The sequence below is a fragment of the Streptosporangium sp. H13245 genome (genome assembly GCF_055690525.1).
In genome coordinates this window covers 448,803-469,922 of record NZ_JBSZKT010000002.1, presented here as the reverse complement: position 1 = coordinate 469,922, position 21,120 = coordinate 448,803, and the positions used below count along the sequence as shown (strand labels likewise).

General features: G+C 72.7%; 18 protein-coding genes and 1 tRNA gene. 10 read left to right on the top strand and 9 right to left on the bottom strand.

The features are described 5' to 3' along the window. Positions 1-70 precede the first annotated feature (70 nt). On the top strand, positions 71-1,000 hold the full coding sequence (locus tag ACW9TB_RS06030; RefSeq protein ID WP_472746926.1) for an SDR family oxidoreductase: 930 nt from the start codon (positions 71-73) through the stop codon (positions 998-1,000). 20 nt (positions 1,001-1,020) lie between these two features. Here the strand turns inward: ACW9TB_RS06030 and ACW9TB_RS06025 are convergent, their stop codons facing one another. From ACW9TB_RS06025 to ACW9TB_RS06010, 4 genes are read right to left on the bottom strand one after another with little or no spacing between them, the layout of a single operon-like run. Beyond that, positions 1,021-1,827: an IclR family transcriptional regulator gene (locus ACW9TB_RS06025; protein WP_472746925.1), complete on the bottom strand. Its 807-nt coding sequence runs from the start codon at positions 1,825-1,827 to the stop codon at positions 1,021-1,023. Continuing rightward, entirely contained in the window at positions 1,811-2,305 is a 495-nt protein-coding gene (gene pcaC, locus ACW9TB_RS06020; protein ID WP_472746924.1) for a 4-carboxymuconolactone decarboxylase, read from the bottom strand. The genes ACW9TB_RS06025 and pcaC overlap by 17 nt, the downstream gene beginning before the upstream one ends. Next, entirely contained in the window at positions 2,302-3,750 is a 1,449-nt protein-coding gene (gene pcaB, locus ACW9TB_RS06015; protein ID WP_472746923.1) for a 3-carboxy-cis,cis-muconate cycloisomerase, read from the bottom strand. Before pcaB ends, pcaC begins: the two co-directional genes overlap by 4 nt. Before the next feature lie 28 nt (positions 3,751-3,778). Then, a complete protein-coding gene (locus tag ACW9TB_RS06010) occupies positions 3,779-4,960 on the bottom strand; it encodes a thiolase family protein (RefSeq protein ID WP_472746922.1) in 1,182 nt (393 codons plus the stop codon). Positions 4,961-5,424: 464 nt separating this feature from the next. On the opposite strand from ACW9TB_RS06010, the gene ACW9TB_RS06005 reads away from it, so the two are divergent. From ACW9TB_RS06005 to ACW9TB_RS05990, 4 genes are all read left to right on the top strand, one after another. Further along, positions 5,425-7,299 carry a thiamine pyrophosphate-dependent enzyme gene (locus ACW9TB_RS06005; RefSeq protein WP_472747110.1) on the top strand — a complete coding sequence of 625 codons (1,875 nt, stop codon included), beginning with the start codon at positions 5,425-5,427 and terminating at the stop codon, positions 7,297-7,299. 148 nt (positions 7,300-7,447) lie between these two features. Beyond that, positions 7,448-8,908 (top strand): benzaldehyde dehydrogenase, encoded by a 1,461-nt coding sequence (locus ACW9TB_RS06000; RefSeq protein ID WP_472746921.1) that lies wholly within the window; start codon positions 7,448-7,450, stop codon positions 8,906-8,908. 289 nt (positions 8,909-9,197) lie between these two features. Then, complete coding sequence (locus tag ACW9TB_RS05995; RefSeq protein ID WP_472746920.1) at positions 9,198-10,406, top strand: CynX/NimT family MFS transporter; 1,209 nt, start codon at positions 9,198-9,200, stop codon at positions 10,404-10,406. A gap of 127 nt (positions 10,407-10,533) precedes the next feature. Continuing rightward, positions 10,534-11,631 (top strand): glycerophosphodiester phosphodiesterase, encoded by a 1,098-nt coding sequence (locus tag ACW9TB_RS05990; RefSeq protein WP_472746919.1) that lies wholly within the window; start codon positions 10,534-10,536, stop codon positions 11,629-11,631. Positions 11,632-11,703: 72 nt separating this feature from the next. On the opposite strand, the gene ACW9TB_RS05985 is transcribed toward ACW9TB_RS05990, so the two are convergent. Continuing rightward, positions 11,704-12,222, bottom strand: a complete 519-nt coding sequence (locus ACW9TB_RS05985; protein ID WP_472746918.1) for a cysteine dioxygenase — start codon at positions 12,220-12,222, stop codon at positions 11,704-11,706. A gap of 148 nt (positions 12,223-12,370) precedes the next feature. Then, the gene (locus ACW9TB_RS05980; RefSeq protein ID WP_472746917.1) at positions 12,371-13,291 is read right to left on the bottom strand and encodes an amidohydrolase family protein; all 921 of its coding nucleotides are present in this window, start codon (positions 13,289-13,291) and stop codon (positions 12,371-12,373) included. 239 nt (positions 13,292-13,530) lie between these two features. Here ACW9TB_RS05980 and ACW9TB_RS05975 point away from each other — a divergent pair, with 239 nt between their 5' ends. After that, positions 13,531-14,484, top strand: a complete 954-nt coding sequence (locus ACW9TB_RS05975; protein ID WP_472746916.1) for a LacI family DNA-binding transcriptional regulator — start codon at positions 13,531-13,533, stop codon at positions 14,482-14,484. Positions 14,485-14,503: 19 nt separating this feature from the next. Here the strand turns inward: ACW9TB_RS05975 and ACW9TB_RS05970 are convergent, their stop codons facing one another. Together ACW9TB_RS05970 and ACW9TB_RS05965 are read right to left on the bottom strand one after the other, a co-directional pair. Continuing rightward, positions 14,504-15,895 (bottom strand): aromatic amino acid lyase, encoded by a 1,392-nt coding sequence (locus ACW9TB_RS05970; protein ID WP_472746915.1) that lies wholly within the window; start codon positions 15,893-15,895, stop codon positions 14,504-14,506. Between the two features lie 4 nt (positions 15,896-15,899). Then, positions 15,900-16,280, bottom strand: a complete 381-nt coding sequence (locus ACW9TB_RS05965; RefSeq protein ID WP_472746914.1) for a phage holin family protein — start codon at positions 16,278-16,280, stop codon at positions 15,900-15,902. A gap of 651 nt (positions 16,281-16,931) precedes the next feature. Here ACW9TB_RS05965 and ACW9TB_RS05960 point away from each other — a divergent pair. From ACW9TB_RS05960 to ACW9TB_RS05945, 4 genes are all read left to right on the top strand, one after another. Continuing rightward, positions 16,932-17,942 (top strand): NADP-dependent oxidoreductase, encoded by a 1,011-nt coding sequence (locus tag ACW9TB_RS05960; protein WP_472746913.1) that lies wholly within the window; start codon positions 16,932-16,934, stop codon positions 17,940-17,942. Positions 17,943-18,003: 61 nt separating this feature from the next. Beyond that, positions 18,004-18,288, top strand: a complete 285-nt coding sequence (locus tag ACW9TB_RS05955) for a hypothetical protein (protein ID WP_472746912.1) — start codon at positions 18,004-18,006, stop codon at positions 18,286-18,288. Between the two features lie 89 nt (positions 18,289-18,377). Continuing rightward, positions 18,378-18,773 (top strand): OsmC family protein, encoded by a 396-nt coding sequence (locus ACW9TB_RS05950; protein ID WP_472746911.1) that lies wholly within the window; start codon positions 18,378-18,380, stop codon positions 18,771-18,773. Between the two features lie 495 nt (positions 18,774-19,268). Next, positions 19,269-19,345 (top strand) — tRNA-Lys (locus ACW9TB_RS05945). A gap of 52 nt (positions 19,346-19,397) precedes the next feature. Here ACW9TB_RS05945 and ACW9TB_RS05940 read toward each other — a convergent pair. Next, positions 19,398-21,116: a protein kinase domain-containing protein gene (locus ACW9TB_RS05940; RefSeq protein ID WP_472746910.1), complete on the bottom strand. Its 1,719-nt coding sequence runs from the start codon at positions 21,114-21,116 to the stop codon at positions 19,398-19,400. Between the last annotated feature and the right edge of the window lie 4 nt (positions 21,117-21,120).

The window sequence follows — 21,120 nt, the reverse complement described above, 5'->3', positions numbered from 1 at the left end:
CAGACCGGTAGTCTGCTAGCGTTCACGGCAACAGACCGGCAGTCTTTAAGTGAGATGTGAAGGAGTCGCCATGTACGCCGTCCCCGACCAGAGCGGCACGTTCGCCGTCGTCACCGGCGCCAACAGCGGCACGGGCAAGGAGGCCGCCCGGCGCCTCGCCGAGGCCGGGGCGCGCGTCGTGATGGCCGTCCGTACGGTCGCCAAGGGCGAGCGGGCCCGCGCCGAGATCCTGGCCAGGCACCCGCACGCCCGGCTTGAGGTGCGCCGGGTCGACCTGGCCGACCTGGCGTCGGTCAAGGAGTTCGCCGACGGGATCGTCGCCAAGGGCACTCCGGTTGACCTGCTGGTCAACAACGCCGGGGTGATGTCCCCGCCCACCCGGATGACCACGGCCGACGGCTTCGAGCTGCAGTTCGGCAGCAACTACCTGGGCCCCTTCGCCCTGACGGTCCGGCTCCTGCCGACGGTGCTCGCCGCCCCGGCGCCGCGCGTGGCCACCATGAGCAGCGGTACGGCACACTACGGCCGCATCCACTTCGAGGACCTGCAGTGCGAGCGCCGCTACAGCCCGAGCCTCGCCTACGCCCAGTCCAAGCTCGCCGACCTCATGCTGACCCGGCACCTCGCCGCCCTCGCCGTCCAGCGCGGCTGGAACCTGCTGAGCACCGCCGCCCACCCCGGCTACACCCGTACGAACCTGCAGACGGCGGGCGCGAGCCTCGGAAGCGGCAGGCCGTCGCGTCTGCACCGGCTGCTCCACGCCGTCGACTTCCTGCCCTCGCAGGGCGTCGAGCCGGGCACCGAGCCGCTGCTGTACGCCGCGACCAGCCCCGACGCGGTCGCGGGCGGCTACTACGGGCCCGGCGGGCGGTTCGGGCTGGTCGGCCCCACCGTCACCGCCCGGATCCCCCGCCGGGCGCTGGACCCCGTGGTCAACGCCCGGCTGTGGGCCGAGGCCGAGCGCCTCACCGGCGTCGCCCTGCCCGTCCACACCGCCTGACCGTCCGGGCGGCGGCCCGGTCAGCGGGGGGACAGGGCGCTGCCCTTGACCCCCGACGCGTGCAGGTCGGCCTCCACCCGCGCGGCGGTGGCGAGCAGCGGCGGGAGCAGGTTGCGGCGGGCGGACTCCGGCGTCGTACGGCTCGCGTGGGAGGAGATGTTGATCGCGGCGGTCACCCGCCCCGAGCGTTCCCTGACGGGGACGGCGATCGAGCGAAGGCCCTCCTCCAGCTCCTGGTCGACCATCGCCCAGCCCTGGGCGCGGACCCTGTCGAGCTCGGTCCCGAGGGCGGCGGGGGAGGTGATCGTCTTGGGCGTGAACCGGTGGAGCTCGACGTTCGCGAGGTAGGCGTCGAGGTCGCCGGGCGGCAGCCAGGCCAGCAGCGCCCTGCCCATCGAGGTGCAGTGGGCCGGGAACCGGGTGCCGATGCTGATGGTCACCCGCATGATCCTGCTGGTCGCCACCCGGGCCACGTAGACGACGTCCTCACCGTCGAGCACCGCCACCGACGCCGACTCGTGCACCTCGGCGACGAGGCGCTCCAGGTGCGGCTCGGCCACCTCCGGCAGCGAGAGACTGGACAGGTAGGCGTACCCGAGGTCCAGGACGCGGGGGGAGAGCGCGAACAACCGCCCGTCGGTCCTGACGTAGCCGAGGTCGACGAGCGTCAGCAGGAACCGCCGGGCCGCGGCCCTGGTCAGGCCGGTCGCGCGGGCCACCTCGCTGAGCGTCAGCTCGGGGCTCGTCGCGCTGAACGCCTTGATCACCGAGAGCCCGCGTGCCAGCGACTGCACATGGTCCGAGCCACGGTCAACGGGTTCGATCATCCCCGCCCTCCTCGTTCCGGTCGAACTCTAGCGCCGCCCGTGCCACCGCGAACGCCCGGTTGGCGGCGGGTACGCCCGCGTAGATCGCGGTCTGCAGGAGCACCTCCTTGATCTCCTCCTCGGTCAGGCCGACGCGGAGCGCCGCCCGCACGTGCAGGGCCAGCTCGTTCTCGTGCCCGAGGGTGGCGAGCATGGCCAGCGTGATACAGCTGCGGGTGCGCCGGTCCAGGCCGGGACGGGTCCAGATCTCGCCCCACGCGTACGTGGTGATGAACTCCTGGAAGTCCGCGGTGAACGGGGTGGTGCCCGCGACGGCGCGGTCCACGTGCTCGTCGCCGAGCACGGCCCGGCGCGTCGCGTCTCCGGCCTCCCAGGTGCTCGTACGGCCCGCTCCTCCGGTGTTCCCGCTCGTTTTTTCGGCCTTCTCGTTCACGTCCTCGGGCTCCCCGCTCGTGTCCTCGGTGTTCTGTTCGCTCATGTTCCGGCTCCGGTGAGGTTCTCGTGGGCGGCGAGCGCCCGGTCGACGAAGGTGGCGGCGGAGCCGAGGGCGCCCGCCGGGTCGAGGGCCGCGTCGATCTCCTCGGCGGTGAGGGAGACGCCGGGATCGGTGAGCAGGACCTCCCGCAGCTCCGAGCCCTCCTCGACGGCGCGGGCGCAGGCGGCGTCCACCAGCCGCCGGGCCTCCGGGGTGCCTCCGAGCCGTACGACGACCTGCTCGGCCATGAGCAGCCCGCGGGTCGCCCCGAGGTTGGCGCGCATCCTGGCGGTGTCCACGGTCAGGCCCTCCAGCACCTCGCGGAGCCAGGACGCGGCGCTGCCGGTGAGCCTGAGCAGCTCGCCCAGCGTCTCCCACTCGGCCTGCCAGGGGCCCGCCGCGCGCTCGTGCTCCTGGACCATGCCGTCCAGGATCGAGGCGACCAGCCCGGGGACGCGCTGGACGCAGGCGAGCACGGACATCGAGCCCACCGGGTTGCGCTTGTGCGGCATCGCGCTGGAGGTGCCCCGGCCGGGCCCCACCGGCTCGGCGACCTCCGCCACCTCGGTCTGGGCGAGCAGCTTCACGTCGTTCGCCAGCTTGCCGAGCGTCCCGGCGGCGGTGCCGAGCGCGCAGGCGAGCCGGGCCACCGGGGTCCGGTCGGTGTGCCAGGGGACGACCGGCTCGGCCAGTCCCAGCCCGGCCGCGAGGAGCGGAGGCACCTCGTGGCCCCGCTCGCCGAGGACCGACAGGGTGCCCGCCGCCCCGCCGTACTGGACCGGCAGCGGCACCTCCGCCAGCCCGGCCCGCGAGCGGTCCAGCGCGCTCAGCCAGCCCGCCGCCTTCAGCCCGAACGTGATGGGTACGGCGTGCTGCAGGACGGTGCGCCCGGCCATGACGGTGCCGCGGTGCTCGGACGCCAGCCGCGCGCAGGCGTCTGAGCAGGCGGACAGGTCGGCCAGGATCGGTGCCAGGGCGCGGCGGGCGACCAGCATGGCGGCGGTGTCGTTGACGTCCTGGCTGGTGGCGCCGTAGTGGACGAACCTCCGCAGGCCGGGTTCGACCCGTTCTCGCAGGGCGGCGACGAGGGGGATGACGGGGTTGCCGGTCCGCGCGGCCCTCTCGCCCAGCTCGGCGATGTCGTAGAGCCCGGGGCGGCAGGCTTCGGCCAGCGCGGCGGGCACCTCGGCGGGGACCAGGCCGATCCCGGCCTGCGCGCGGGCCAGCGCGGCCTCGACGTCGAGCATGGCGGCCAGCCACGCGACGTCCGACACCTCCGCCGGGGCCCCGCCCCTGGCGAACATCCCGGAGAAAAGGCCGGAGGACGGGCGTGGGGACGGGCCGGAGGGCGGGCTTGAGGACAGGTCGGAGGGCGGGTTTGAGGACAGGTTGGAGGACGGCCTTGAGGGCGGGTCGGAGGGCGGGCCGCCGGTCGCGGGAGAGGTCATGTCCACCTCCGGGTGGTTCGGACGCCGCTCAGGAGCCGGTTCCCTCAAGGACGACGGCGAGTCCCTGGCCCACGCCGACGCAGATGGCGGCCAGGCCGTACCCGCCGCCCCGGCTGTGCAGCTCGTGGGCGAGGGTGCCGAGGATACGCGCCCCCGAGGAACCCAGGGGGTGGCCGAGGGCGATGGCGCCGCCGTTGACGTTGACGATCTCGGGGTCGAGGTCGGGCCACTCGGCGAGGCACGCCAGCGACTGGGCGGCGAACGCCTCGTTGAGCTCGACCACGCTCAGGTCGGACCAGCCGATGCCCGCCCGGCTGAGGGCCGTACGGGCCGCGTCGACCGGTCCGATGCCGAACAGGTGCGGCTCGACGCCGATCACCGCGCGGGAGACGATCCTGGCGAGCGGGGTTCGCCCGGACCGGGCGGCCCCCGCCTCGTCGCCGACGAGCAGCGCGGCGGCGCCGTCGTTGAGGGGGGAGGCGTTTCCCGCGGTGACGGTGCCGCCGGGGCGGAAGACCGGCTTCAGGGCGGACAGGGACTCCTCGGTCGAGTCGGCCCTGACGGACTCGTCGTGGCCGAGGGCGTCGAGCGGGACCACCTCGCGGCCGAAGACGCCGCGCTCCCAGGCCGCCGCCGCGCGCCGGTGGCTGCGCAGCGCGAACCGGTCCTGGGCCTCGCGGCCGATGTCGTAGCGGTCGGCGAGGATCTCGGCGCCCTCACCCAGGGCGACCGTCCACTCGGCGGGCATCCGGGGATTGACCATGCGCCAGCCGAGGGCCGTGTCGTGCAGGGTCCGCTCTCCCCGGTCGAAGCCCCGCGCGGGCTTGGGCATCACCCACGGCGCCCGGCTCATCGACTCGGAACCTCCGGCGACCACCAGGGACGCGTCGCCCACGGCCACCGCGCGGGAGGCGGCGATCGCCGCCTCCAGGCCGGAGCCGCACAGCCGGTTGAGGGTCGTGCCGGGCACCGTCACCGGCAGCCCGGCCAGGAGTACGGCCATCCGCGCGACGTCCCGGTTGTCCTCGCCCGCGCCGTTGGCCGCGCCGAAGAACACGTCCTCGATCGCGGCGGGGTCGAGGGCGGGGGCACGGTCGGCCAGCGCGCGGACGACGTGCGCGGCCAGGTCGTCGGGGCGGACGCCCGACAGCGCCCCGCCGTACCGGCCGATGGGCGTGCGGACCGCGTCGAGGATGTAGACGTCGTTCACGAGCGGGTACTCCTGTCCGCGGGATGGTCGTCGGGTGTCGCGGTCGCCGGGGACCTCTGCCGGGTGGTACGAGGAAGCATCGTGCCCCTCTATGCGTGGTTTCTGAGCCCGTGTCAACAAGTGTTCGTTGTGCGAACAAAAGTTCTTTTAATGAACCTACTGACTTGCCGTCCGGATGGTCAATGTGGCGGTGACCGCGTTCCTTGACACATCCGATATCGGCGGCGTAACTTCCGCGATACGCCTCGTTCGTTCAGGGAATCATTGTTCGCATAACGAACATCGTCCCCTCACTTCTTCCCCTCGGGAGGACTCGTGCGCCGTCCCAAGAACGTCGAGCCGTCGCTCGGGGAGAGGCCGGAGGACCTGGTCCGGCGGGCGCGGGGTGAGCGGTGAGCCCGGCGGGGGGTCGGTCGGCGCGGACGGTCAGGGACGCGACCTTCGACGTGCTCCGCCGCACCGGCATGACCACGATCTTCGCCAACCCCGGATCGACCGGGGTCTCGCTGCTGGCCGGGTTCCCCGACGACCTGGAGTTCGTCCTCGCCCTGCACGAGAGTTCGGTCGTCGGCATGGCCACCGGCTGGGCCATCGCGCGCGAACGGCCCGCGCTGGCGCTGCTGCACACCACGGCGGGACTGGGCAACGCGGTCGGCGCGATCGCGACCGCCAGGGTGAACCGGGCGCCCCTGGTGGTGCTGGTCGGGCAGCAGGACCGCAGGCACCTCGCGCTGGAGCCCTTCCTGGCCGGGCGCCTCGGCGGTCTCGCCGGTGACTACCCGGTCCGGGTCGACGAGCCGGTCCGCGCCCAGGACGTACCGGGGGCGGTGGCCAGGGCCTGCCACGAGGCGGTCACCTCGCGCGGTCCCGCGCTGGTCGTGGTCCCGATGGACGACTGGTCCGAACCCTTCGAGGAGTGGACCCTCCCGCCAGGGGACGACGCGGACGCCGGTCACACGGGAGAGGGAACTCCTGCGGAGCCGTCGCGGGCCAGAGGTCATGGGGAAGACGGGACGCCCGTGGCGCCGTCGGGGGGTACCGGTCATGGGGAAGACGGGACGCTCGCGACGTCGTCGGGGGGTACCGGTCATGGGGAAGACGGGACGCTCGCGACGTCGTCGGGGGGTACCGGTCATGGGGAAGGCGGGACGCCCGTGGCGTCGGCGGAGGCTGCCGGTCACGCGGGAGGTGGGACGCCCGTGGCGGCGCCGCGGGTCGGCGGTCACGCGGGAGGGGGGATGCTCGCGGCGCCGCTGCGGGTCATCCGGCCCACCGCCGTCGACGACGCCGACCTGGAACCCCTCGTCGCCCTGCTGGCCGAGGCCCGCTCGCCCGTACTGGTCGTCGGCGCCGGGGCCGACTCGGCCGAGGCGTGGCGGGCGCTGACCGCGCTCGCCGAGCGGTTGCGCTGCCCGGTCTGGCAGGAGTCGTTCGGCGCCCGCGCCGGGTTCCCGCAGGACCACCCGCAGTTCGCCGGGATCCTGCCCTCGGGCCGGTCGCGGCTGCGGGAGGTCCTGGCCGGTCACGACGCGGTCCTCACCGCCGGGGCGCCGGTGTTCCGCCAGTATTCCTACGAGCCCGGCCCGCTGGTCGCGCCGGGTACCGCCGTGGCCGTCGTCACCGACGACCCGTCCGAGGCGCACCGCAGCCCCGCCGACCTGGCCCTGCTCGCCTCGCCCGCGGTCGTCTGCGCCCGCCTCGCCACGCTGCTGCCCGCCCGCTCCACCGCCGTGCCGCCGCTGCCGCCGCGCGCCCAGCCGCCCAGCCCGCCCGTACGCGACGAGCCGCTGCGTGCCGCGCACGTCCTGCACGAACTGGCCCTGCGCCTCGCGCCCGAGACCGTGGTCGTCGAGGAGACGCCGTCCTCCCGTCCTGACCTGCACCGTCTGCTCCCCGTCCGCCGCCCGCTGGGCTTCCTGTCGGCCGCGATGGGCGGGCTCGGCTTCGCGCTGCCCGCCGCGGTCGGCCTGCGGATGGCCGCGCCGGACCGCCCGGTGGTGGCGGTCGTGGGCGACGGCTCAGCCCTGTACGGGATCCAGGCGCTGTGGAGCGCGGCGCACTACGGGGTGGGAACGCTGTTCGTGGTGCTCGCCAACGGCCGGTACGCGGTCATGGACCGGCTGGCGGAGCGGGCCGACGCGGGCAAGGCGCCCTGGCCGCCGTTCACCGAGGTCCGCATGGCGGCCCTGGCGAGGTCGCTGGGGTGCCCGGCGCGGCAGGTGGACGCCTACTACGAGCTGGCCGACGTGCTGGACGAGGTGGTCCCGGGACTCGCGGGGCGGTGCGAACCGCTGCTGCTCGACGTGGCGGTCGTCCCCGACCCGGACTTCCAGCCGTGACAGCCGTGACAGCCATGACCGCCGTGACCATCCGTAACGGCGGCGACCAGCCGTGACAGCCTTGAACAGCCGCGACACCCGTGACCAGCCGTAGCAGCGGCGACGAGCCGTGACCAGCCGTGATCCTGACCATGACAAAGGAGACACTATGCCGCTTATGGATGCCAAGACGTGGACCGGGCAGGTCTTCGGGAACGGCTGGGTCACCTCGCGCGCGGGCGACGCGCCCGTGGTCGAGCCCGCCACCGGCGCGGAGCTCGGCCGGGTCGGCGTGGCCGGGGTCGAGGACGTGGCGGCGGCGGCCGTGCTCGCCGTACGGGCACAGCGGGAGTGGGCGGCGGCCTCGTTCGAGGAGCGGGCGGCCGTGCTGCGGCGGGCCGGGCGGCTGTTCGAGGAGCACGCGGAGGAGATCCAGGACTGGCTGGTCCGCGAGGCCGGGTCGATTCGTCCCAAGGCGGGCGTGGAGACGCACGTCGCCGCCCAGGAGTGTTACGAGGCCGCCGCGCTGGCGTCCCAGCCGCCGGGGGAGATCCTGCCGACCGCCAAGCGGCGGCTCAGCCTGGCCCGGCGCGTACCCGCCGGGGTGGTCGGCGTGATCTCGCCGTTCAACTTCCCGCTGGTCCTCGCCATCCGCTCGGTCGCCCCGGCGCTCGCCCTGGGGAACGCGGTGATCCTCAAGCCCGACCAGCGCACCGCCGTCTCCGGGGGCGTCGCCGTCGCCCGCGTCTTCGAGGAGGCGGGACTGCCGTCCGGCCTGCTCCAGGTGCTGCCGGGAGGGGTGGCGGCAGGGCAGGCGCTGGTCGGCGACCCGCTGGTACGGGTGATCTCCTTCACCGGCTCGACCTCGGCGGGACGCGCGGTCGGCGAGGCGTGCGGGCGGCTGCTCAAGCGGGCGCACCTGGAACTCGGCGGCAACAGCGCGCTGATCGTCCTGGACGACGCCGACCTGGACCTCGCGGTCTCGGCGGGCGCGTGGGGCTCGTTCCTGCACCAGGGGCAGATCTGCATGACCACCGGACGCCACCTGGTGCACTCCTCGATCGCGGAGGAGTACGTGGCCCGGCTCGCGGAGAAGGCCGGTCACCTGCCGGTCGGCGACCCGGCGGGCGGGCAGGTCGCGCTCGGCCCGCTGATCGACGCCGGTCAGCGGGACAAGGTCCACGACCTGGTCACCGCGAGCGTCGACGCCGGGGCGCGGCTGGCGGCGGGCGGCACGTACGAGGGGCTCTTCTACCGGCCCACGGTCCTGGCCGACCTGCCCGCGCGCGCTCCGGCGTACACCCAGGAGGTGTTCGGCCCGGTGGCGCCCGTCGTGCCGTTCTCCACGGTCGAGGAGGCCGCCGCGCTGGCGTCCGACAGCGAGTACGGCCTGTCGCTGGGCATCCTGACGCGCGACGTGATGCGGGGCCTGGCGCTGGCCGACCTCGTTCCCACCGGGATCGTGCATGTCAACGACCAGACGGTGGACGACGAGGCGGTGGCCCCGTTCGGCGGGGTCGGGGCGTCGGGCACCGGCTCGCGCTTCGGCGGGGGACGGGCCAACATCGAGGCTTTCACCGAGACACGCTGGGTGACGATGCAAGGAAATATCGCGACGTATCCCTTCTGAAAGTCGTATCCCTTCCGAAAGCCGACACGTCCCCCTGTTAAAGGTCCAGGTCACGCCCCGGACACCCACGGGCCGAGACCCGCCCTCGGCGGACACCGGCCGTACCGGTACCCGATGACCGGCGTGTGCCGGGCGGGGCGAGACCTGTGACCGGTGTGTGCCGGGCGAGGTGAGGCCCGTGGCCGGTGAGTGCCGGGCGGTGCGGGCGTACGGAAGTGTGGCCTACTGCTCCGATGGTTAACAAGGCCGGTTATGGGACAGTTGAGCAGTGTCCGAGCGGGGAGTCAGGATGTCGCGCTTTTCGCGGTTGTTGCTCATTGCCGGGTTCGTGCTAGCCGCCCTCAACCTGCGGCCCGCGCTGGCGGGCATCTCCCCGGTGCTGGACGAGATCATGGACGATCTCGGGCTGAGCGCCGCCGGGGGAGGGGCGATCACCACGGTCATGGTGGTCTGCCTGGGTGTCCTGGGCCCGCTCACCCCCCTGCTCGCCCGCCGCTTCGGCCTGGACCGCACGCTCATGGCCGGGCTGCTGATCCTGGCCGCGGGCGTGGCGCTGCGCAGCACGGGGAGCATCCCCGCGCTCTACGCGGGCGCGGCCGTCGCCGGTACGGCCATCGCCGTGATGAACGTGGCGATGCCCGGCGTTGTCAAGCAGCACTTCCCCACCCGGGTCGGGCCGTTCACCGCGATGTACGTCTCCGGCCTGGTGATGGGCGCCGCCGTGGCGTCCGGTTCCGTGGTCCCGCTTGAGCGGGCCACCGGGCTCGGCTGGCGCGAGGTGACCGCGATGACCGCGATCCCGGCCCTCGCGGCGGCGGCGCTCTGGTTGCCCCAGGCGCTGCGCCGCCCCGCCCGCCCCGAGGTCGCGCCCAGGCCGTTCGCGCTGCTGCTCCGCAGCCGGGTGACCTGGCACGTCACCGTCTACATGGGTGTGCAGTCGCTGACCTTCTACATCATGCTGGCCTGGATACCGACGATCTTCAAGGACGCGGGACTCCCCGCCGACCAGGCCGGATACATGCTCAGCCTGACCAGCCTGGCCCAGGTGGCGGCCACGCTGACCGTCCCGGTGCTCGCGGGACGCGCCCGGTCACAGGTGCCGTACGTCACCGCCGCGACCGTTCTCACGATCACCGGATACCTCGGCGTGCTGATCGCCCCCGCCGCCTTCCCGTGGCTCTGGATGATCGTCCTCGGGGTGGGACAGGGGGCCTCGATCGCGCTGGCCCTGCTCATCATCACCCTCCGCGCGCCCGACTCGGTCTCGGTGACCGCGTTGTCGGCCGTCGCCCAGTCCGCCGGTTACACGCTGGCCGCGCTCGGGCCGCTCCTGATCGGCGTGCTCTACCAGTTCTCGGGCGGCTGGACGCTGCCGCTGCTGGCCGGGCTCGGCGTGTGCGCCGTGCAGCTGGGCGCCGGGTTCCTGGCGGGACGCCCGGTCGAGGCCGTCGTCCCGGTCGAGACGCGCCCGGTCGAGGAGTCGCCCTCCCTGACCTGACGCGCGCCTTCCAAGATCCGCCGTTCTCCGTCGAGACCCGGACGCTTTATGAGTCGCTGTCTCCACGACCCGTTTCCTTTGCGAGTCGTTGTTCCAGTGGTCATCTGCGCCTCCTACGGTCCTGAACATGATCCGTAGGCTTCTGGCCGCGGCGCTGGCGGTCCTCGCGACCGGTACCGTCGCCGTTGTGCTGCAACAACCCGAACCCGCGACCGCCGAGCCCCGCGGCCGCGAACCCATCATCGTCGGCCACCGGGGCGCCAGCGCGCACCGGCCCGAGCACACCCTGCTCTCGTACGAGACCGCGATCGCGCTCGGCGCCGACTACATCGAGCCCGACCTGGTCTCGACGAAGGACCACGTGCTGGTGGCCAGGCACGAGAACGAGATCGGCGGCACCACGGACGTCGAGAGCCACCCCGAGTTCGCGGGGCGCCGGACGACCAAGACCATCGACGGCACCTCGATCACCGGCTGGTTCACCGAGGACTTCACGCTCGCCGAGCTGAAGACGCTCAGGGCCGAGGAGCGCATCCCCGACCTGCGTCCCGACAACACCGCCTTCAACGGCCTCGCGGAGATCCCGACCTTCGACGAGGTCGTCGCGCTCGCCAAGCGGAGCGGCGTCGGCGTCTACCCCGAGACCAAGCACCCGAGCTACTTCGACTCCATCGGGCTCTCCCTGGAGGAGCCGCTGCTCGACGTGCTCGGCCGCCACGGCTGGCGCGGGAGCCGGGACCCGGTCTTCATCCAGTCCTTCGAGACCGCCAACCTGCGCGAGCTGAGCAAGAAGACCAGGCTCCCGCTGGCCCAGCTGATCAACGCCGCCGGTGCCCCGTACGACTGGGTCGCCGCCGGAGACCCGCGCACCTACGACAGCATGGTCACCCCCGCGGGGCTCCGTGACGTGGCGAGCTACGCGGACGGCGTCGGCGTCGACACCAAGAGGATCGTGCCCGTCGGCCCCGACGGCCGCCTCCTGCAGCCCACCCCGCTCATCCGGGACGCCCACCGGGCCGGTCTGAAGGTCCACACCTGGACCATCAGGAACGAGAACTCGCAGCTCCCGCTGGACTTCCGGTTCGGGAACCCGGCGAGCCCGGTCTACCCGCGCGCCACCGGCAACGTGATGGGCTGGCTGGAGAAGCTCTACTCCCTCGGCGTCGACGGCGTCTTCGCCGACGACCCGGGCATGGCCAACGCCGTCAGGGCGCGCCTCTTCTAGAACCCCGGTGACACCCTGGGCCAACCAGGGTGTGGGCCGCCGCACCCGCTCACAGGTGCGGCGGCCGGAGGCTCAGGCGACCTCGACCATCTGCTCGGCGTCGTCCATGGGACGCAGCTCGTCGGCGTAGCTGACCGAGACGCGGCGCATCACGCCGCTGTCGCTGATGGAGTACTGGCCCAGGCGCCACAGCGGCGGCGAGTACGCGTGGATCGAGACGCTGCCGTGCACCGCGCCGGTCAGCCGGTGGATGTGGTCGGGGCCGAAGGAGAAGGACTCGCCCTCCGAGATGACGGTCTCCAGGTGCTCGCCGCCGATGCGGGGATTGCACTCCAGGAGCGTCCCAGCCACCACGCGGACCGCCCCGGAGGAGGTGTCGTGGTCGTGCCAGCCGGTGTCGTCCTCGGGCCGCCAGCACAGCAGCCAGACGTCCACGTGGGAGTCGCGGTAGAGGGAGGCGAAGTGGCGCCCGCCCTCCTCGGGGAACTCCACCTGCCCCTCCCACCGGGACGGGTCGGCGGCCAGCTCGTTGACCAGGTCGAGGAGCTCGCGCCGGTCGAGGGCGCGCGCGGGCAGGGCCTCGTAGCTCATGAGGTCTCACCGCCGGACGGCCCGGAGCCCGCGCTGTCCACTCGCTCGGCGTGACGGGTGTGACCGGCGGGCCCGGCGACTCGTGCGCGCCGCGTGCCCGCGGCTTCGTTCGCCGGGAGAGCACAGCTCTCGCGGCCCTGGTACTGGTTCACTTGCGCGACTCCTTTCCGTTCAGCAGGCGGTGTGGGTTGGTGACCGCGATGGCGTGCCAGGCGGCGTCGCCGAGCGCGGGGTCCGGTGCGATGGCGTAGGGCTGGTCGGAGCCGCTCACCACGATGTCGACGCCGAGTTCGCGGACGATCGCGTCGATGGCGCGGGGGCCGTAGGAGGAGGTCTCCAGGAACATGTCGGCGTCGACCTGTCCCCGGCCCTCGCCGCCCCGGTTGGCCAGGCGCTCGGAGTGGAGCGGGGCCAGCCCGGCGAGCAGCGAGAAGCAGACCCGCAGCCGGGGGTGACGGGACCGCCCGAAGGCGGCGAAGGCGTACCACGCGGCGTGCATCTGCTGCACGTACGGCACGACGGCGGGCCACCAGCCGGGCCCCTCGGGCTCGGTGGCGGGACCGGGGTGCACGAAGAGCGGCAGGTCGCGCTCGGTGAGCACGTCGAGCAGAGGGGCGACCCCGGCCAGGCCCGCGGCGTCGCGCACGGCGGTCGCGGGCAGCTGGAGCCCGGCGAACCCCGGCCGCGCGTCCCGTGCGCCGCCGTCCCGCGTGTCGAAGGTCTTGGCGAGCCTGGCGGGATCGATCTCGCTGAGGCAGGTCGCCGCCCAGGCGCCGAAGGGCGCGGGCAGGGCGAGGGCGTCCTCGTGGTAGGCGTCGATGATCGGCCAGGCGTCCCCGGGAGGCAGTGACTCGATGCCGAGCGGGCTGGACAGCGACACGAGGGCCAGGTCGAGGTCCGCGTTCAGCGCGAGGCGCCCGGCGAGGTCGTGGTCGGCGGGGTCGACCTCGTAGGCGGGTTCGCCGTCCAGGTGGAGGGTCCAGCCGTCGAGCCGGGGCGCGGTCGCGCGGCGCCTGAGCGCCTCCACGAACGCGGGCGTCCACAGATGCTGGTGAACGTCGACGGGCACGACGGATCTCCTCCTTTCACGTCTTCGAGGTATTCCCTACCTAGAATAGGGGTAAACGCCCTCACCTTGCCACATCCAACAGTGACACGGTTCAGTGAACCGTTTCAGTGAACCGCTTCACCCCGCATTGTGTCAATACCCGCCGATGTTCCGATCGTGCCGGGAAGCGCGCCCCCGGAGGCCCCGAGGAATAGGCTGGTCCGATGCCGCAGCCCCGGAAACGAGCGACCATCCGTGAGGTGGCGAAGGCCACCGGCCTGTCGCCCGCGGCCGTCTCCTACGCCCTGCGCGGCATGCAGGTGTCGGAGGAGACCATCGAGCGGGTGCGCCGGGTCGCGGCCGAGCTCGGCTACGAGGCCGACCCCATCGCCCGAGCCCTGGCCAGCGGCCGGACCGGCATGATCGGCCTGCTCTGCGGCTCCCTGGAGGACCTCTGGCAGCAGGCGCTGGCCGTCGGCATCGGCCGCGCGCTCAAGGACAACGACCGCTACGCCCTCATCCTGGACGCCGCGGGAGACCCCGCCAGGGAGCACACGCTCGCCAGGCAGCTCCGCGACCAGCGGGTGGACGCGCTGATCGTGCAGCCGGTCGACCCGGCGGCGCCGCTCTGGGCCGAGCTGTGCGAGGGGCTTCCGGTGGTGTCGATCGGCGACGCCCTGGCCGGGACACGCGCCGCGGGCGAGGTCGTCTTCGACAACCGGGCCGGGGTGACCCTCGCCCTGGAGCACCTGCGCCAGCGGGGCCACCGGCGCCTGGCCGTCCTCACCTCGACCCGGGCCAGCACCCCCGACCGGCCCGCCGACGTGCACGTCATGGCCGAGGCCGGGCGGCTGGGCCTGGACATCGACCTGGTCACCGCCTCGCAGTCGCTGGGACCGGCCACCCGGGTCGCGGGTGAGATGCTCGACTCCGGCCACCGGGCGTTCTTCTGCTTCGCCGACTCGATCGCCTACGGCGTCTACGCGGCCTCGGCCGAGCGGAAGCTGGGCATCCCGTTCGAGGTGACCGTGATGGGCTACGACGACCATCCCATGTCGGGCCTGCTCACCCCCGGCCTGACCACGGTCGACTGGGACATCGACGGCATCGTCCGCGCCGCCGTCCGCATCGTCGTGGCCGCCGCCGACGGCAACACGCGCCGCCGCCGCATCGTCCAGTCCCCCCAGCTCCGCGAACGCGGCTCGGTGGGCTGACCTCGATCCGGAAGGGCTCTCAGGGGGCGAGGCCGGGCAGGAGCCCGCGCGCCACGTCGAGGTCGGCGTCCAGGGGACGGTCCCGCGTCGCGGGATCGAGCGGCAGGTCGCAGGGCAGGCCGCGCCGCCGCAGGGCCCGTACGGAGGCCACCAGCTCGCACGCCAGGACGATCTCCAGCGGTTCGGCGGCGGCGAGCGCGGAGCGGGCCGCCTGCGGGGTGAAGCTCGCGTGGTCCTCGGTGCCCAGGGAGAGCACGGCCCCGCCCAGGGTGACCGGGGCGGCCAGGTGACGCAGCTCGGCCAGGGCGGAGTGCGCGACGTATTCGAGGATCATGACCCCGGACAGTCCTGGCCGGTCGGCGAGGAAGGGGAGCAGGCCCGTGTGGGCCGGGTCGTTCAGGGTGGCGAGCCTGGCGGCGCTCAGCGTCGCGGTCTGCACGAGCGCGGCCCGCAGGGCGTCGAGGGCGAGCGCGACCCGCGCCGAGTGGAAGTTGCCGTTGTGCCAGGCCCGGCCGTCGGCGATCAGCGGGTTCTCCGGGGCCGCGTTCATCTCCTCGGCGACCGTCCGCTCCGCCCGGCCGAGAGCGTCGAGGACGGCCCCGTGCACCTGCGGGAAGGCCCGGTAGCCGTACGGGTCCTGGACGCGGCGCGGTCTGGTGGAGCCGACCAGGGCGCGCAGCCCGGCCGCGACCCCGGTCTGCTCGGGGCCGCGCTGCACGACGGGGGAGAGCGGTTCGAGCGAGGCCTCGACCGCCTGGAAGGAGCGGGCCGCGACCGCCGTGGCGGCGGACAGCAGGACCCCCAGGCGGTGACAGGCCAGCGCGGCGTCCGCCAGGGTCGCCGCGCCCGAGCTGATGAACGGCAGCGCGTCCCCCGGGGCGAGCGCGAACCGGGGTACGGGATCCCCGGCCCGCTTCCGGGACGCGGCGTCGGCGTTCCGTACGTCCTCGGAGGGCGGGGTCCAGGGAAGCTCGCCCAGGAGGCAGAGCGCGGTGGTGGCCAGCGCGGTGAGGTCGCCGGTGCCGATGGCGCCGTAGGTGCGGATCGGCGGGGTGAGGCCCCGGTTGACGGCGTCGGCGAGGACGGGCAGGAGGGCCGGGTCGACCCCCGAGCCGCCGGCGAGCAACTGGTTGAGGCGGACCACGAGGGCGGCGCGGGCGCGGGACTCCTCGACCACGGGTCCGGCGCCGCCCGCGTGGCTGCGGAGCAGGTCCAGGCCGGTGTCCTCGGCCTCCACGTCCTTGTTGGCGCCCACGCCGGTGGTCCGGCCGTACACGGGCCCGTTGAGCAGGCCGGCCATCCGCCATGCCGCCTCCGCACGGCCGGTGGAGCCCAGCGCGATCCCGGAGCCGCGGGCCGCCCGGTCGACCTGCTCGCAGGTCAGGTGGGCGCCGTCAAGGACGACGGTCATCGGCTCAGTCGCCGACGATCGCGTCGAGGATCAGGTCGAGCAGCCAGCTGACCAGGCCGATGACGATCGCGCCCCAGAACGCGGCCCAGAAGCCCTCGATATGGAAGGGCAGCCGGAGCTGCTCGGCGATCCAGCTGGTCAGCAGCAGCAGCCCGGCGTTGACCACGAGGGCGAACAGGCCGAGCGTGAGGATGTAGAAGGCGCAGCCGAGCGTCGCGATGATCGGCTTCAGGACCGCGTTGACGATTCCGAAGACGAGGGCGACGGCGACGAGCGTGCCGATCTCCTTGACGGGGGTCTGCGCGGACACCGTGATGCCGTCCACGAACCGGGTCGCCGCCCACAGCGCGGCTGCCACGACCAGTATTTTGATGATTATTTTCACGTTTCGGCATCCTCGCATGGATGGTTGAACGAGCGATAGGCCCGTAATCCGAGAGTGGATATATACGGATAAGAGGGAGTTTGTCGGTTGGGCTCGTCGCCCGTGGCTCCGAATCACCACGGGCGACGCGAACGCGGCGGGCGCCACGATCACCGGGACGGCGAGCCGGCTCCGGTTCCCGGGGAAAGTTTCGCATCCGTGACCGTATGCGGTCATGAAAGTGGCGAGATCCTGTCAGGCGTGCCGCTCCCCGGCGGGGAGAACCGCCACCGGATGGGAAAGTCCCAGGTGAGGAGCACGAATCGCCGAGGGGGCCTCATCATGTCCGATGACCGATTGTCCAATGGCCGGCCGGGAAAGCCGTCAGCGGGAACCGGGACGGAACCCGGGACCGAGACCCGTCCCGTCCCCAAACCCGGCCCCCCGCCCAAGCCCAGCCCTCCTCCCAAGCCGGGTCCCCCGCCCAAGCCCGGCCCGCCCCCCAGATCCGGCCCCGCGACCAGGCCGGGAGCGAGGAGCAACGGGAGCGATCCGGGGGCGGAGGCCAGGCCGTGGGCGGGGGCCGCCGCGACCGGTACGGAGAGGCGATCCGCCGGTCGTACGGCATCGGATGAGCGGTCCGCCGGTCGTACGGCGGCGGACGGCGGGCGGGTGGTGTCGCGAGAGATCCGGCTCGCGTCGCGGCCCACGGGCTGGCCGACCCCGGAGAACTTCGAACCGGCGGAGGTCGAGCTGCCCGCCCCCGCCGAGGGGCAGATCCTCGTCCGCAACCTCTTCATGAGCGTCGACCCGTACATGCGCGAGCGGATGGATGAGCATAAGTCCACCTATATCTCTCCCTTCCAGATCGGCAGGCCCCTCGACGGCGACGCTCTCGGTGAGGTCGTCGTGTCGCGCGCGCCCGGCCTGGCGTCCGGGGACACCGTCACCCACAGGTACGGCTGGCGGGACCACGCCGTTCTCGACGCCGGGGAGGCCCGCAAAGTCGAGGAGATCCCCGGCGTCCCGCTCACCGCCCACCTCGGCGCGCTGGGCATGACCGGCCTCACCGCGTACGTGGGCCTGCTCGACATCGCCCGCTTCAAGGACGGCGAGGCGGTGTTCGTGTCCGGCGCGGCGGGGGCGGTGGGCAGCATGGCCGGGCAGATCGCCCGGCTGAGGGGCGCCTCGCGCGTGGTGGGCAGTGCCGGGTCACGGGAGAAGGTCACCCACCTGATCCGCGACCTCGGCTTCGACGCCGCCTTCGACTACCGCGACGGCGACATCCACGAGCAGCTCGCCAAGGCGGCCCCCGGCGGGATCGACGTCTACTTCGACAACGTCGGCGGCGAGCACCTGGAGGCGGCCATCGAGGAGCTGAGAACGTACGGCAGGATCGCGATGTGCGGGTCGGTCTCCACCTACAACGCCACCGGGCCGGTCCCGGGGCCGGGCAACATCGGCCTGACCGTGGGAAAACGGCTCACCCTGCGCGGATTCATCGTCTTCGACCACGAGGACCGCATGCCCGACCTGGTCGCGGAGGTGGGCACCTGGCTCCGTGAGGGCAGGCTCACCTTCACCGAAACCGTCGTCGACGGCCTGGAGAACGCCCCCCGGGCGTTCATCGACATGCTTCGCGGCGCCAACACGGGAAAGATGCTGGTCCGGCTGGCGCGCTGACGGTGCATACCGTTAATTGCGCATGATGGCCATATTCTCGGGGCAGAAGGGGCGTGAGGGGGTGGGTCTGTTGGAAACGGACGAGCTTGAGTCGCTGTCGGCCCAGGAACTGCATGATCGCGCGGTCCACTACGCCGTGCACCACGGAGATCTCGGCTTCCTGTGGGAGCTACTCACGTTGATCCCCGCGGCGGAGGCGACCGCGGGTAACGAGGACCAGACGACCAACGACCTCAGCCGGGTCTCGGCCCTGCTCAGTGACGCGATGGCCTCGGGCCACGGGGAACTGGGCGAGGCGCTGCGGCCGTTCTACATCGAATACCTGTCCAAACATCCCGAGGCCTGAGGCGGGCCCCGTGCCCGCCGCGACCCGGGCGTTCCTCCATCTGCGGGCCTCTGTAGGGTAATCGGGAGGTTTTCAGGGGGAGGAACGCCATGGCGCAGGTGAGGGTGGAGCGGACCGAGGACGGGTTCGTGGCGCGCAACGACCGCGGGGCCGAGGTCGCGATGGGCGGTGGTGACGAGCAGGGGGTGTTCACCCCCGTCGAGCTGCTGCTCGCGGCGCTCGGCGGCTGCAACATCGTCACCGTGGAGCCGCTGACGGCCCAGCGCGGCCACCGCATGGTCCGCCTGGCCATGACCGTCCGGGCCGAGAAGGTCGAGACGTCGAAGCTGGGGCCGATCACCGTCACCTACGACGTGGAGCTGCCCGAGGGTGACGAGAAGGCCGCCGAGGTGCTCCGCTCCGTGGCCCACCGTGTCGAGGAGAAGTACTGCACGGTGAGCCAGGCCCTGAGAAAAACCATGGAGATCAACCTCGAACTCCCCTGAGGGTCCCGCGGGGAGCCGCCGAGGGCTCCGCGAACCAATGCGCCCGCGAGACCGAACCAATGGGACCGATCCCTCGACGGCGCGTTTCCGCACGTCCGCAGGGGCTAGCGGCGCTTCGGTGATACCGGGTCAAGGTTGGGTGTAGGCGCAAAATCAACCTTTGGATGACGCGCCCGTTACATTTGACTAGGTAGTGTTGGTGCAGGTCGAGGGGTCTGCGAAGCCCGGGGGGAGCGTTGCAGAGACTTTTCACCGGATAAGAACGCGAGGGGGATCGCGTTCCTGAGCGGAGCCGCCGGAGTCTTGGGGGAGACGATGGCAACGCCCGCGAAGAGGCCGGGGCCGGACAGTTGGGGGACTGTCCGGCCCCGAGTCTGTGTGGGGCCGGATGGCCTCCGGATTGTCCGGGTTCCTCAAGGAAACGGACAGTGGCCGAACGGGATCAACCGGGGTGCGAGCGCTCCGAAGCTGCTGCTAGAGTTACCTCCGTTGCAAGCGCCGCTAGCTCAGTTGGTTAGAGCAGCTGACTCTTAATCAGCGGGTCCGGGGTTCGAGTCCCTGGCGGCGCACCACCGGCGAAAGCCGATGACCTGGGCACCTTCCGCACCGCGGAGGTGCCCTCAGTCATTTCCGGCCCCCGTTCCGGCTCGGCCGCTGGTCTTTCTGCGGACGCGGCGGGTTCAGATGGCGAAGGACCTGAGCGCGTACGGCGCCGTCGAGACCGTTGAGCAGCCGGTCGGCGCGGCCGTCGGAGGACGCCTCAAGCAGCTGGGCGATGATGACCGGGGGCACGTGGTCGAGCACGCTGCATGCCCTTTTTGTCGGCATGGTCTCGATCAGGCGGACGGCGAGCGGGACCGCGGCGAGGACGCGGACGATACCGGCCGCGGTCCGGGGGGCGGTGCACGCGAGGATCTTCGCGACCTCACCGGGAGGTATGGCGTCCAGCAGCGCGCCGCCCTGTCCCGGATCGATGTGGCTCAGCGCCTGGCCCGCACGGGTCGTCCCCATCGCCCGCAGCACCGCGGCGGTCTCCCGGGGCTTGGCCGCCATCACGTTCAGCGCGGCGCCGGACGTTCTCGCCGGGATCGCGTCGAGGAACGAGGCGGCCCTCTCCGCGGACATCTCCAGCAGGATCGCCCCCACGGCCCCGGGGTCCGTCCGGACCAGCACCCGCTGGACGACCTCCACGGGGAGACGGGCGAGCAGTCGCGCGGCGGGCGAGGCCGCCATGGTGCCGACGACCCGGCCGGCCTCCGCCGGGTCCAGCCCGCCGAGATCCACGACTCTTTCCCGCGCACGCCCGGCCGCCCTGGACGGAAGCGGTGCGGCTGCGGGCATGGCCGAGGGCGCGGGCCTGGGCCGGTGCGGCGAGGGGGAGCGGTCGGGAGGCGGGGGTGAGGCGGAGCGCGGTGAGAGGGAGCGGCCAGGAGGCGGAGGTGAGGCGGAAGGCGGCGAGGGGGAGCGATCGGGAGGCGGAGGCGAAGCGGAGCGAGGTGAGGCGGAGCGGCCGGGAGACGGGGACGAGGCGGAGGGCGGGGAATCGGTGACGATCGACCTCAGGATCCCCTCCAGCCCCCGCGCGTCCAGCCGTCGGCCGGGGTCCTTGCGGAGCAGCCTGACGATCGCGTCGGACAGCGCCCCCTTACGGGTGAAGCGGGGAGGATCGTCGAAGGTGATGGCCTTCATGGTGGCCGGAACGTTGCCGCGGAAGAACGGGGAGTGTCCCTCCAGGGCGTGGAAGAAGGTCGCCCCCAGGGACCACAGGTCGGCGGGCGGCCCCGGGGGATGGCCGTTGATCCGTTCCGGCGCCATGTACTCCAGCGTGCCCGCGAAGGCGTTCTGCGAGGTGAGGCGGCTCTCGCCGACGATGTGGGCGATACCGAAGTCGACGAGGAACACCTCGCCTCCTTCGGCGACCAGGATGTTGGCGGGCTTCACGTCACGGTGCAGCACGTCGGCCTGGTGCGCGGCGGTCAGCGCGGCCAGCACCCGCCTGCCGATCTCGGCGATCCGGCGCTCGCCGAGGGGGCCGTGCTCGATCAGGTCCTGAAGTGATCGGCCCTTGATGTAGGCCATCACGATCCAGGAGAGATCGTCCTCCACGAACATGTCGTAGATCTCGACGATGCCGGAGTGCCTGATCCGCGCCGCCGCCCGCGCCTCGCGCCGCACGCGCTGGTGACGCACGGACAGCTGCTCCCCGTTCGGGGACAGGACGAGCTCCTTGAGCGCGACGCGGCGCCCGAGCACCTCGTCCTCGGCCAGCCAGACATGGCCCATCCCACCACTGCCGATCATGGACAGGAGCCGGTAGCGGCCGTTGACCAGGCGGCCGTCCATCACA

Coding starts and splice junctions, on each gene's coding strand:
- ACW9TB_RS06000 (WP_472746921.1), top strand. CDS start 7,448: ATGCCGCTTATGGATGCCAAGACGTGGACCGGGCAGGTCTTCGGGAAC.
- ACW9TB_RS06025 (WP_472746925.1), bottom strand. CDS start 1,827: ATGATCGAACCCGTTGACCGTGGCTCGGACCATGTGCAGTCGCTGGCA.
- ACW9TB_RS06030 (WP_472746926.1), top strand. CDS start 71: ATGTACGCCGTCCCCGACCAGAGCGGCACGTTCGCCGTCGTCACCGGC.
- ACW9TB_RS05985 (WP_472746918.1), bottom strand. CDS start 12,222: ATGAGCTACGAGGCCCTGCCCGCGCGCGCCCTCGACCGGCGCGAGCTC.
- ACW9TB_RS05970 (WP_472746915.1), bottom strand. CDS start 15,895: ATGACCGTCGTCCTTGACGGCGCCCACCTGACCTGCGAGCAGGTCGAC.
- ACW9TB_RS06005 (WP_472747110.1), top strand. CDS start 5,425: ATGACCACGATCTTCGCCAACCCCGGATCGACCGGGGTCTCGCTGCTG.
- ACW9TB_RS05990 (WP_472746919.1), top strand. CDS start 10,534: ATGATCCGTAGGCTTCTGGCCGCGGCGCTGGCGGTCCTCGCGACCGGT.
- ACW9TB_RS05950 (WP_472746911.1), top strand. CDS start 18,378: ATGGCGCAGGTGAGGGTGGAGCGGACCGAGGACGGGTTCGTGGCGCGC.
- ACW9TB_RS05995 (WP_472746920.1), top strand. CDS start 9,198: ATGTCGCGCTTTTCGCGGTTGTTGCTCATTGCCGGGTTCGTGCTAGCC.
- pcaB (WP_472746923.1), bottom strand. CDS start 3,750: ATGACCTCTCCCGCGACCGGCGGCCCGCCCTCCGACCCGCCCTCAAGG.
- pcaC (WP_472746924.1), bottom strand. CDS start 2,305: ATGAGCGAACAGAACACCGAGGACACGAGCGGGGAGCCCGAGGACGTG.
- ACW9TB_RS05940 (WP_472746910.1), bottom strand. CDS start 21,116: ATGGACGGCCGCCTGGTCAACGGCCGCTACCGGCTCCTGTCCATGATC.